Source organism: Cellulosimicrobium marinum (assembly GCF_020551945.1).
GTDB lineage: Bacteria > Actinomycetota > Actinomycetes > Actinomycetales > Cellulomonadaceae > Cellulosimicrobium > Cellulosimicrobium marinum.
In genome coordinates, this window is record NZ_JAJBZH010000001.1 from 116,238 (window position 1) to 128,097 (window position 11,860).

Sequence of the window (11,860 nt, forward strand, 5' to 3'; positions counted from 1 at the left end):
CGCAGCGAGAGGGGTCCACAGCCTCCGCCGGGGCAGCGGCAGGAGACACCACGTGTGCTCGCGAGGGCACGGTCGACCGGAGAACGGCGGACGACCCGAGGCCACGGCCCGGGCTGCGCGCGACGGCGCAGGCTCCGACGGACCCGGAAGACCGACCGCGATCGGCGACACCGAGGAGAACGGGCCGGAACGTCCGTGCCCGCGGCGTCGCCGGGCCGCCACGTCGCGAGCGGCGCCCCGACGGGCCTACGGCCCGACCGCCCCGGGGTTGCGCGGCGACGACGAGGCCCCTCGGAATCCTGCTCCGAGGGGCCTCGACGCTATTCTCCCGCGCCGGGACGCCCGGACGAAGCGCCGGGGCCACGTCGTCACCGAGCCGTGACCGGGCGGGCCCGCGCACGACGGGCCTACGCTCGTCCCGTGAGCAACCTCGAGACCCGCCCGGAGGAACGCGTGTGCGCCACGGGTGCGCCCGGGACGGGCCCCGTGGAGGTGCTGGAGCACCGCGACGTGCCCCTCGGCGGCACCCGGGCCATGCGGGTCCGGCGCACGATCCCGCAACGCGCCCGCTCGCTCGTCGGCGCCTGGTGCTTCCTCGACCACTACGGCCCCGACCCCCTGCCCGCCATCGGCGACGGGACCGACGGGATGCAGGTGCCGCCCCACCCCCACACCGGGCTCCAGACCGTCACCTGGCTGTTCGCCGGCGAGATCCTGCACCGCGACTCCGTCGGGTCGCTCCAGACCGTGCGCCCCGGCGAGCTCAACCTCATGACCGCCGGGCGCGGCATCTCCCACTCCGAGGAGTCGCCCCGCGGGACGCGGCCGCCCGTCCTGCACGGCGTCCAGCTCTGGGTCGCGCTGCCCGGCGACCGGCTCGCCGACGCCCCCGCGTTCGAGCACCACGCCGACCTGCCCGTCGCCGACCACGACGGCGCACGCGTCCAGGTCTTCCTCGGTGCGCTCGGGGTCGCGGGGACCGCGCTGCGCTCGCCCGCGACGTCGTACACGCCGATCGTCGGGGCCCAGATCGACCTCGCCCCGGGCGCGCGCGTCGAGCTCGACGTCGACCCCGCCTTCGAGCACGGCCTCCTCGTGGACGACGGCGCCGCCCGGCTCGAGCGCGAGGACGTGCCCGTGGCGTCGCTCGGCTACGTCGGGCCGGGGCGTCGGACGCTCGCCGTCGAGGCGGGTCCGGACGGACCCGTGCGGGCCGTGCTCGTCGGCGGCGAGCCGTTCGGCGAGGACATCGTCATGTGGTGGAACTTCGTCGGCCGGTCGCACGACGACGTCGCGCGCGCCCGCGAGGACTGGCAGGCCCAGCTCGTGGTCGCCGACGAGGGCGGGACCCGCTCCGCGGACGGCGCGAGCGCCGGCAGGTTCGGCGCGGTCGTCGGCTACGACGGCGGCCCGCTGCCCGCCCCGGTCCTCCCCGACGTCCGCCTCCGTCCGCGCACCCGCCCGTCCGCGAGGTAGCGCCCGAGCGCTCTCTCGCGGGGCGGCGGGTCGGCGTCGGTAGACTGCCGCGCATGGCCAAGAACTCCACGCCCGACTTCGTGCTGCGTCCGTTCGAGGGACTGCCCGGCGAGACCGACTGGGTCGCGATGCGGGAGGTCGTGCCCTCGGCGTCGGCCACGGCCCGCACGACCGCCGAGCACGGCGCGCGCGACGTCCTCGTCGTCACCGTGCTGCCCGCGGGCTGGGCGGCGCTGCACCGTCAGGACGGGACGATCCTCCTCGCCGTGCAGACCCTCGCCGGGTCCGGCGACACGAGCCGCGACCTCGCTGCGGCGCTGCTGGAGGCGATCGACACCGAGCCGGGCACGTCGATCGAGACGAGCGCGCTGCCCGACGCCGGCCCGCGCCTGCAGGACGTGCTCGACCCGTCGGTCCCGTTCGAGGTCACGGTCCACGAGGACTTCTCGTACTGGCTCGACCCGTCGCAGGAGGTCACGGCCGAGGTGCGGGCGTCGCTCGACGAGGCCGCCGAGTCGATGGTCCCCACCGTCAAGGTCGACGCCGTCCCGTCCGCGTACTGGTGCCGCATGTCGCGCGAGTTCCTGCGCTGGGCACGCCCGGAGCCGGAGGACACGCTCATCGACGCGATCTCACGCCTGCACGCGCGCCGCGAGTCGGGTCTCGCGGGCGGCAAGTTCGTGGGCGCCTTCCGGTCGAGCGGCCTGCTCGTGCCCGTGTGGGAGCTGCCGCGCGGCACCGAGGCGGACGAGCTCGAGGGCCCGCTCGCCGAGCTCGACGCACGGCTCACGGAGGCGCTCGCCGTCACGGAGCCGCTCGACGCGAACGAGCGCCGGGCGCGTGCGGGGATCGTCTCGCGCCAGGTGACGCTGCGCTGAGGTCCTGGGGAGAAGCCGTGCAGGTCCGTGGCGGCGCGCCTGACGATTCTGCGGTCAACTCTTTGCACTACTAGGCTGGCGGCGTGAACGCGGACCATCGGTCGACCGAGGCGAGTAACGAGACGGGACGTCGAGTGACGTCCCCGTCGCCCACCTATCTCTCGGCGTCCGGGACGCGCGCCCGCACACCGCGGCCCGTCGTCGCGACGGGCCGGACGGGCCGGGCCGTGCGCCAGCGCGTCGCTGTCATCGTCCCCGCGAAGGACGAGGCGCGCCGGATCGCCGCGACCGTCCGCGCGGCCAAGGCGATCCCGCACGTCGACCTCGTGCTCGTCGTCGACGACGGCAGCGAGGACGCGACCCAGCACGTCGCGCGCGAGGCGGGCGCCGTCGTCGTGCGGCACTCGCACAACCGCGGCAAGGCGGCGGCGATGGAGACGGGTGCGGCGGTGGTCGCCATGCGCGACGCGCCGGACCGTCCCCCGCGCCTGCTGCTCTTCATCGACGGGGACCTCGGCGAGACGGCGGTCAACACGGCCCCGCTCGTCCCCCCGGTGCTCGACGGGCACGCGGACGTCGCGATCGCCCTCCTGCCTCCGCAGCCGGGCGCCGGCGGGCGCGGCATCGTCGTGGGGGCGGCGCGCCGCGCGATCCAGACGATGACGGGGTGGACCCCGACGCAGCCCCTGTCCGGGATGCGCTGCCTGACCCGTGAGGCGTTCGAGTCCGCGACGCCGCTCGCCCGCGGCTGGGGCGTGGAGACCGGCATGACGATCGACCTGCTCCGGCAGGGCTACGTCGCGGTGGAGGTGCCCTGCGACCTGCGGCACCGGGCGTCGTCGAACGACCTCAAGGGCCAGCTCCACCGGGCGGCCCAGTACCGGGACGTGCTCATGGCGGTCAACGCGCGCAAGGTGCGCTACGCCGTCGACAAGGTCCGCGCCTCGCACTGACGCTCGTCCCCCGAGTCCTCGCCGGTCGCCGCGTCGGCCGCGTCCCCGCCTGCCGCGTGCAGCGCGGCGAGGACGAGGAGCGGGACGGCGGGGATGAGGGCGATCATCGCGATGCGCACGCCGAAGTCGTTGACGACGGACCCGGCGACGCACACGATCCACAGCGCGAGCACGGTGGGGCGCAGCAGCAGCCAGGCCTCCTCGGTCCGCGCGAACCAGCGCGGCGTGAACCGCCCCGGCGCGAACAGCAGGAGCGCGGCGGCGACGAGCACGGCCACGGTGATCCACACCGGCACCCCACCGAGCACGGAGCGCAGCGCGTACCCGGCCTTGCGGGCGAGCGTGTCCCACGCGGAGCCGTCGACGACCTGCTCGACGAACCGTCCGAGGTGCGACCGCTGGTCGGCCGGGCGGAGCCAGTCGAGCACGCCGACGGCGGCGACGAGCGCGACGCCGGCGGCCGCGACGAGGGTGAGCCGCCGCCAGGTGACGCGCAGGCCCGACGCGGCGAGGCCGAGGACCGCGAACGCGGGCACGACGACGAGCCCGCCGCCGAGGTCCGCGCCGAGCGTGGGCCAGACGTCGACGACCATCGTCACGAGACCGATGCCGGCCACGGCGGCCGCGGCCGTGCGGGGGCGGCCCCGGCGTACGAGCCACTGCGCGAGCGCCGCGGCGAGCACGAGCGCGGCCACGGCGTACACGGAGAACGTGGGGTTGCCGAACCCGTAGAACCGGGCGCCGAACGTCGGTGCGGCGCCGAGCGGGCTGGCCCGGTTGAGAGGGGTGCCGACGAGGGCGTCGAGGGTGAGCGCGAGGAACGTGATGCCGGCGACGACGCCCGGTCCCAGCCAGACGGGGCGGCGCGGGGCGAGGGCGCCGAGCCCGGCGACGGCCGCCGTGACGAGTGCGGTGCCGACGGTGATCGCGAGCACGGGGTCGCCGAACCGCCACCAGCCGGTCAACGACACGAGGAAGGCGGCCGTGGGCACGGCGGCGACGACGAGCGCCGCGCCCCGGGCGACGTGCGCGACCCGTGCCCAGGCCCGACGCTCCCGCGCACCCGTGGCCCGGCGCGCACGGGGGGCGAGGAGCAGGCAGGCGGCGGCGAGCGCGAGCCCCGCGTAGAACGGGACGTCGACGAACGCGGTGTAGACGGCGCGGCGCACGTGGTCGCGCGTCGTGAGGTCGGCGAGGGCGTCGGACGTCGTCGCGGCGTCGGGCGGGCGCGGGGACCCCCAGGCGAGCGGCGTGTCCTGGACGCGCGGCGGTGCGGCGACGCCCGCGGCGTCGAGCACGGTCGCGGGGACGTCCAGGACGCGCGCGACGCCGTCGGTGCGGGTCGCGGCGCTCGTGAGGTAGCGCGCCTGCTCGGGGCCGTCGAAGGACGGGCGGGCGAGCGCGACGCCGAGCACGGGACGACCGCCGGGCGTGCCCGCGACGTCGACCACGAGGACGGTCGTCCCGCTCGGCACGGTGTCGAGGACCGCGGCGACCGTGTCGTCCACGGCGGCGAGCCGGACGGCGTGCGCGGTGCGCTGCGCGGCCTCGCGCTCCGCCTCGGGCAGGTCGGTGTCGACGGCGGGCACGCTCGCGTCCCCGGCGTCGACGACCGTCACGGGGCAGGAGAACGCGTCGCTCCCGTCCGTCGTGGCCGTGCCGACGTCCCGGTACCGGGCGACGTGCCCGTCGGCGTCCGCGAGGGCGAGCGCGGCGCCCGGCCCGACGGCGGTCGCGCACACGGCGCCGTCGCCCGCCCCGGCCAGGGCCTGGCCGAGCACGCCGAGCCGCGCCTGGTACCCGGAGCCGTCCTGGAGCGCGACGAGGTCCGCCCAGCCGTCGACGTCGGCGCCCCCGTCGGCGTCGGGTGCGGGCACGGGGTCGGGGCAGGCCCACCGGCCGTCGGGGGAGCGGCTGTCGGTGACCTCGGCGAGCTGGCCGGCCGAGAGCGCGAGCCAGCCGCCGACCGTGCAGCGCGACGCGGCGCCGGTCGGCTGCGCGACGCCGGCCGCGCCGGCGCCGTCGCCGAGGAGCGCGTCGAGCGTGGGAGTGCCGGTGCCGGCGACGTCCTCCCAGGTGACCCCCGTGGTGCCGACGACGACGAGGGGTCGGTCGGTCGCGATCGCGTCGGCCCGGGTGGAGGTGACGTCGCCGCCCGCCCGCGCGGCGGCGGACTGCGTGCGGAACCCGCTCGCGCCGAGCACGGTCGAGGCGAGGAGGACGACGAGCAGCAGCCCGCCCCCGACCGCCACGAGCATCGTCGGCATACGGCGGATCCCCGGCTCGGGGAGCTCGGTGCCCGCCCGGTCGGTGGTCGCGCGCGCGGCGACCGCGCGCGCGGCGCTCAGCGTGAAGCCGGGAACGACGGTCGCCGCGCCCACGACGACGACCATGACGCCGATGATCACGCCCGAGTCGTTGAGCACCGACCCCACCCCGGCGACGACGGTCAGGGCCACGACGAGCGGGCGCAGCAGCGGCCACGCGGCGTACGCGGCCGCGACCTCGGGGAGCCGCGCGCGCTCCGGCCGCAGGACGGCGAGGACGACGAGGACGACGAGGACGGCGGCGAGGGCACCGACGGGGTTCGCGACGGTCGCCCACGCGCCGAGCGCCTTGCGGCCGACGACCTCGAGCGCGGCGCCGTCGACCACCGACTGGACGAACCCGCCCAGGTGCGAGCTGTCGCCGGGGGCGAGCCAGTCGACGACGGCGACGACGGCGACGACGGCGACGGTCACGGCGGCGACGACGAGGGCCCGGGCCCACGTGATCCGCACGCGTCCGACGAGGAGCGCGAGCACGGCGAACGCGGGGACGAGCGCGAGGATGCCGCCGAAGTCGGCACCGAACGCGGGCCACCCGTCGATGACGACGGTGACGGCCCCGACGGCGGCGACGACCCACGCGGCGGTGCGACGGCGGCCGCCGCGGGCGGTGACGGCGGACGCCAGGCCGGCGGCGAGCACGAGCCCCGCGACGGCGTAGACGGCGAACGTGACGTTGTTGAACCCGTAGAACCGGGTGAACCCCACGACGGCGGAGGTGCCGAGCAGCGACGCCTGCTGGAGCGTCGTGCCGGTCGCGCCGTCCACCGTGAGGACGAGCCACGTGACGCCGGCGAGCGCGGTGGGCAGCGCCCACGGCCGGCGGGGCAGGAGCCGGGACAGGCCCCACGCGGCGAGCGCGACGAGGACGGTCGCGGTGGCGAGGGCGAGGGTGAGCGCCGGGGCGGGCGCGCTCCACACCCACCAGCGGGACAGGCTCGCGAGGGACGCGGCGACGGGGGCGGCCCCGGCGACGAGCAGCACGGCGGTGATCAGACGCAGGCCCGTGCGGCCGGGCCGCTCGGGGTCGCCGCGCCGCGCGGCGGACCGCCGGACCCACAGGGCGCCGCCGACCACGACGACGAGCGTCGCGACGAGCACCCCGACGAGCACCGGGTAGTGCGTGGGGATCGTGCTCGTCAGGACGTTGAGGTACTGCCGGTTCTCGACCGTGCGCGACACGTCCATGCGGCGCGTCTCGCCGAGCGTCACGGGGGCGCCGTCGAGCCCGTCGGTGCTGCCCCCGGCCGTGTCCACCACGGTCGCGGTGACGTCGACGAGCTGGGCGAGGCCGTCCTGCTGGGTGCTGGGCGAGTGCAGCCACGCGCCGGTGGGCTCGCCCTTGCGCCAGTCGACGAGCACCTGGAGCCCGGTCTCGCCGACCGGTCCCGCGGCGACGCCGGCGACGAGCACGCGCGTGCCGGGGCGGACCTCGGCGACCACCCGGTCCAGGGCGTCGTCGAGCTCGTCGAGGCTGGCCCCGCGCTCGCCCGCCGTGTCGGCCACCTCGCCCTGGTCCAGGACGGTCACGTCGCACACCGCGATCTCGCCCGCGGGCAGGGCCGACAGGCTGGGTGCGTACCGCGCGACGCGGCCGCCGTCGTCGGCGAGGGCGAGCGCCGCGCCCGGGCCGACCGCCGTCGTGCACACGCCCGTGGGCGCGAGGCGCGCGGCGAGCGTGCCGGGCTGGTGCGCCGGGGCCGCACCGGCCGGGGTGTCCTCGCTGGGGGCGACGAGGTCCGACCAGCCGGGCACCTCGGTGGCCGTGGGCGCGGCGCCGGTCGACGGGACGGGCGTGGGGACGGGGGTGCACCCGGGCGCGGGGGCGCCGTCGGCGCCGGTCCCGTCCGCGTCGTCGTCGACCTCCAGGGCGGGGTCGGTCGTCGACACCGTGCGGCCCGCGGACAGGGTGAGCCACCCGTCGGTGGTGCAGGTGGTGCGCCCGACGCTCATGGACGCCACCGAGCCCCGGCGGATCATCGACCACAGCGTCGGCGTCGACGACGGCGACACGTCGCTCCAGTACAGGCCAGCGACGCCGACCACGACGACCGGCTCGGGGTCGCGCGCCTCCTGCGCGGGCGTCGCCACCGCGGCCGGGGCCCCGACGAGGGGGAGCGCGCCGGGGACGGCGCCGGAGACGAGGAGCGTCACGAGGAGCGCGGTCACGGCCAGCACCCGCCGGCGCACAGGTCGGGCGGTCTCGTGCGTCACCGGACCAGCCTACGGCGGGCCCGTGGAGGGGCCGTGCTCAGCCCGTGCGCACCACGAGCGCACCCGGGTCGACGCGGCACTCCAGCTCGACGGCCTGACCGAGCACGTCGCCGTCGACCTGGGCCTGCTCCCCGCCGTCGACGCGGACCCGCACCCGCCGGGCCCGGGCGTGGTCGATGCGCCCGATCTTCGCCGGGAGGTCGTTGCGCACCCCGAGACCCTGCATGACCACCTCGCCGAAGAGCTGCGCCCAGCCCACGACGCCGCCCCGCGTGTCCACCGCCGCGACGTCGAGCACGCCGTCGTCGATGACCGCGTCGGGGAGGAGCGTGATGCCGCCGGGCAGGCGGCCGCAGTTGCCGACCATGAGCGAGCGCAGGCGGGCCTCGACGGGCGGCTGGTCGTCGAGGCGGATCCGGGCGCGCATCCGCCGCCCGTGCAGGTGGCGGATCCCCGCGACGAAGTAGGCGACCCAGCCGACCTTCGCCTTGAGGACGTCGTCCGCGTCCGCGACCATCGCGGCGTCGAACCCGAGGCCGGCGATCACGAGGAAGAGGTGCTCGCGGTCGGTCGGCCGGGCCGCGCCGTCGTCCTCGCCCTCGTCCTTGCCGTCGCCCTTGCCGTCACCCTTGCCGTCCGCCCAGCGCAGCACCCGCGCCCAGCCGACGTCGACGGGCCGGTCCGCCCCCGCGATGACGACGCGCAGGGCGGCGCGGGCGTCGCCCACGGGCAGGTCGAGGTTGCGCGCGAGGAGGTTGCCCGTGCCCAGCGGGACGAGGCCCATGGTCCGGCCCGTGCCCACGAGGCCCTCGGCGACCGCGCGGACCGTGCCGTCGCCGCCCACCGCGACGACGACGTCCGCGCCGCGGGCGAGGGCCTCCCGCGCCTGGCCCAGCCCAGGGTCCTCGACGGTCGTCTCGAGCCACAGCGGGTCGGGCAGCGCGGCCTCCGCGAACGCCGCGCGCGCGACGGCCTCGAGCTCGCGGACGTCGGGCTTCGACGGGTTCGCGACGAACGCCACGAGCTCGCGCGGGTCGTCCGCCTCGTCGGCGTCGGGGCCGGCGGTGACCGACGTCGCCCGGTCGCCCCGCGCGTGCTGCGCGCGGATCCCGAGCGCGACGGACAGGGCGACGACGGCGACCGCGAGCGCCACGACCGCCAGCCACAGTTCCCAGCCCATGGTCGGTACCGTAGCGGCCCCGCGCCCGGGCCCCGTGCCGGGTGCGTTCGTTAGGCTGCACGGGTGATCGACCTCCGCCTCCTGCGCGACAACCCCGACACCGTCCGAGCCAGCCAGGTCGCCCGTGGCGACGACCCCGGGCTCGTCGACTCCGCGCTCGACGCGGACGCGCGCCACCGCGCGGCGCTCACGGAGTTCGAGCAGCTGCGGGCGGAGCAGAAGTCCCTCGGCAAGCAGGTGGCTCAGGCGCAGGGCGAGGAGAAGGCGGCGCTGCTGGCGCGGACCAAGCAGCTCTCCGCCGACGTCAAGGCCCGTCAGGCCGACGCGGACGCCGCCGCCGAGGAGCTGCGCGGTCTCCAGCACCGCATCGCGAACGTCATCGCGGGCGCGCCTCCCGGGGGCGAGGACGACTTCGTCGTGCTGCGCGAGGAGGGCACGATCCGCGACTTCGCCGCGGAGGGCTTCACGCCGCGCGACCACCTCGACCTCGGGGAGGGCCTGCGCGCGATCGACACGGAGCGGGGCGCGAAGGTGTCGGGGGCGCGGTTCTACTACCTGACGGGCGTCGGCGCGCGCCTGGAGCTCGCGCTGCTCAACGCCGCGATGGACCAGGCGCTCGCGGCCGGGTTCACGCCGGTCATCACGCCTACGCTCGTGCGGCCCGAGGTCATGCAGGGCACCGGGTTCCTCGGCGCGCACGCCGACGAGGTGTACCGCCTCGAGGCCGACGACCTGTACCTCGTCGGCACGAGCGAGGTCGCCCTCGCGGGGTACCACGCGAACGAGATCGTCGACCTGTCGGGCGGGCCGCTGCGCTACGCGGGGTGGAGCGCGTGCTACCGCCGCGAGGCCGGGTCGTACGGGAAGGACACGCGCGGCATCATCCGCGTGCACCAGTTCCACAAGGTCGAGATGTTCTCGTACTGCCCGCCCGAGGAGGCGGAGGCCGAGCACCAGCGACTCCTCGCGTGGGAGGAGCAGATGCTGCGCCTCGTCGAGCTGCCGTACCGCGTCATCGACACCGCCGCGGGCGACCTCGGGTCGAGCGCCGCGCGCAAGTTCGACTGCGAGGCGTGGCTGCCCACGCAGAACCGCTACCTGGAGCTCACGTCGACGTCGAACTGCACGACGTTCCAGGCGCGCCGCCTCGGCGTGCGCGAGCGTGTCGAGAGCGACGGCCGCACGGAGACGCGCACGGTCGCGACGCTCAACGGCACGCTCGGCACGACCCGCTGGATCGTCGCGATCCTCGAGAACCACCAGCAGCCCGACGGGTCCGTGCGCGTCCCGGAGGGCCTGCGCCCCTACCTCGGCGGGCTCGAGGTGCTCGAGCCGGTGCGCGCGTGACGGCGGGCGACGGCGCCATCCCGTCCGACCCCGCGCCCTCCGAGCCGATGCTCGTGGCGCTCGACGTCGACGGCACGCTCATGTCGTACGACCAGGAGATGTCGGACGACGTGCGCGACGTCGTCGGTGCGCTGCGGGAGGCGGGGCACCACGTCGTGCTGGCGTCCGGGCGGTCGCTGCTCGCGATGACGCCCGTGGCGGAGGTCCTGGGTCTGGACCGCGGGTGGCTCGTCGCGTCGAACGGTGCCGTCACGGCCCGCCTCGACCCGGGCACGGAGGCCGGCTACGTCCTGGAGGACGTCCAGACGTTCGACCCGGGGCCCGCGCTGCGGCTCCTGCGGGAGCACCTGCCGGGGGCGAGGTACGCCGTCGAGGACATCGGCGTCGGCTTCCGCATGAACGAGCTGTTCCCCGACGGCGAGCTCGACGGCGAGCACCGCGTCGTCGACTTCGACGACCTGTGGTCCGGCGAGGTGACGCGCGTGATCGTGCGGGCGCCGGAGTCGACCAGCGAGGACTTCGACGAGCTCGTCGAGCACCTCGGGCTCGACGACGTCACCTACGCCGTCGGCTGGACCGCGTGGATGGACCTCGCGCCGCGCGGCGTCACCAAGGCGACGGCGCTGGAGCAGGTGCGTCGCGCCCTGCACGTGCAGCCGCACCGCACCGTCGCCGTCGGGGACGGGCGCAACGACGTCGACATGCTGCGCTGGGCCGCCCGCGGCGTCGCGATGGGCCACGCGGACCGGACCGTGCGCGACGCCGCCGACGAGGTCACCGGCACCATCGACGACGACGGCGCCGTCCAGCTCCTGCGCACCCTCCTCCCCGCGAGGTAGGACAGGCGCGCGAGGTAGTACCGCAGTGCGCAAGGTGGAACCGCAGGCGCACGAGGGAGAACCCTGGTTCCTCGGCCGACCCCGGAGGTGGTGACCGTGAACGACCTCGGACCCGTCGGCGTCCGCCCCGCCCGGCCCGACGACGCGGGTGCGGTCTGGGCGCTCGTCGGCGACCTCGCGACGTCGTACGTCCCGGAACGCGCCGCGTTCGAGACGTCCTACCCCGCGCTGCTGGAGGATCCGAGCGCGCTCGCCGTCGTCGCGGAGGCCGTGGACGGCGTCGTCGGCTACCTCGTGGCGCACCGCCACGGCACGTTGTACGCCAACGCGCCGGTGGTGTGGGTGGGTGAGGTGGTGGTGCACGCGTCCGCCCGACGGCGCGGCGTCGGCCGGGCCCTGCTGGCTGCGGCCGAGCGGTGGGCGGGGGAGGTCGGCGCGGCGTACGTGTCCCTCGCGTCGCGCCGCGCGGGCGACTTCTACGTGGCCGCCGGGTACGAGGCGTCGGCGACGTTCTTCCGCCGGGTGCTACGGCCTCCCCAGGACCCCGGGACCGCGAGGTAGTACCGAGGTCGCGCGAGGTAGAAGCCTGGTGCTCGTGTCCGACGGCGCGTGGTCGCCGGGGGTGTCGGGGGGGGGGGGGGGGGGG

Annotated in this window: 8 protein-coding genes; 6 read left to right on the forward strand and 2 right to left on the reverse strand. The window is 76.6% G+C overall.

The features are described 5' to 3' along the window. Positions 1–420 precede the first annotated feature (420 nt). The 3 genes from LGQ04_RS00525 (at position 421) to LGQ04_RS00535 (ending at position 3,307) form a co-directional block, all read left to right on the forward strand. On the forward strand, positions 421–1,476 hold the full coding sequence (locus LGQ04_RS00525) for a pirin family protein (protein ID WP_229241532.1): 1,056 nt from the start codon (positions 421–423) through the stop codon (positions 1,474–1,476). Positions 1,477–1,529: 53 nt separating this feature from the next. After that, positions 1,530–2,354, forward strand: a complete 825-nt coding sequence (locus tag LGQ04_RS00530) for a DUF5926 family protein (RefSeq protein WP_229241533.1) — start codon at positions 1,530–1,532, stop codon at positions 2,352–2,354. A gap of 134 nt (positions 2,355–2,488) precedes the next feature. Further along, positions 2,489–3,307: a glycosyltransferase family 2 protein gene (locus LGQ04_RS00535; RefSeq protein WP_372469856.1), complete on the forward strand. Its 819-nt coding sequence runs from the start codon at positions 2,489–2,491 to the stop codon at positions 3,305–3,307. On the opposite strand, the gene LGQ04_RS00540 is transcribed toward LGQ04_RS00535, so the two are convergent. Both LGQ04_RS00540 and LGQ04_RS00545 read right to left on the reverse strand, forming a co-directional pair. After that, entirely contained in the window at positions 3,274–7,848 is a 4,575-nt protein-coding gene (locus LGQ04_RS00540) for a hypothetical protein (protein WP_229241534.1), read from the reverse strand. The two genes, LGQ04_RS00535 and LGQ04_RS00540, sit on opposite strands and share 34 nt — an antisense overlap. 37 nt (positions 7,849–7,885) lie before the next feature. Next, on the reverse strand, positions 7,886–9,028 hold the full coding sequence (locus LGQ04_RS00545) for a diacylglycerol/lipid kinase family protein (RefSeq protein WP_229241535.1): 1,143 nt from the start codon (positions 9,026–9,028) through the stop codon (positions 7,886–7,888). 63 nt (positions 9,029–9,091) lie between these two features. On the opposite strand from LGQ04_RS00545, the gene serS reads away from it, so the two are divergent. The 3 genes from serS to LGQ04_RS00560 all read left to right on the forward strand — a co-directional run bounded on the left by serS (position 9,092) and on the right by LGQ04_RS00560 (position 11,775). Continuing rightward, positions 9,092–10,375 (forward strand): serine--tRNA ligase, encoded by a 1,284-nt coding sequence (gene serS, locus LGQ04_RS00550; RefSeq protein ID WP_229241536.1) that lies wholly within the window; start codon positions 9,092–9,094, stop codon positions 10,373–10,375. Between the two features lie 47 nt (positions 10,376–10,422). Next, a complete protein-coding gene (locus tag LGQ04_RS00555; protein WP_229242351.1) occupies positions 10,423–11,214 on the forward strand; it encodes an HAD family hydrolase in 792 nt (263 codons plus the stop codon). 96 nt (positions 11,215–11,310) lie between these two features. After that, complete coding sequence (locus LGQ04_RS00560) at positions 11,311–11,775, forward strand: GNAT family N-acetyltransferase (protein ID WP_229241537.1); 465 nt, start codon at positions 11,311–11,313, stop codon at positions 11,773–11,775. Positions 11,776–11,860 lie beyond the last annotated feature (85 nt).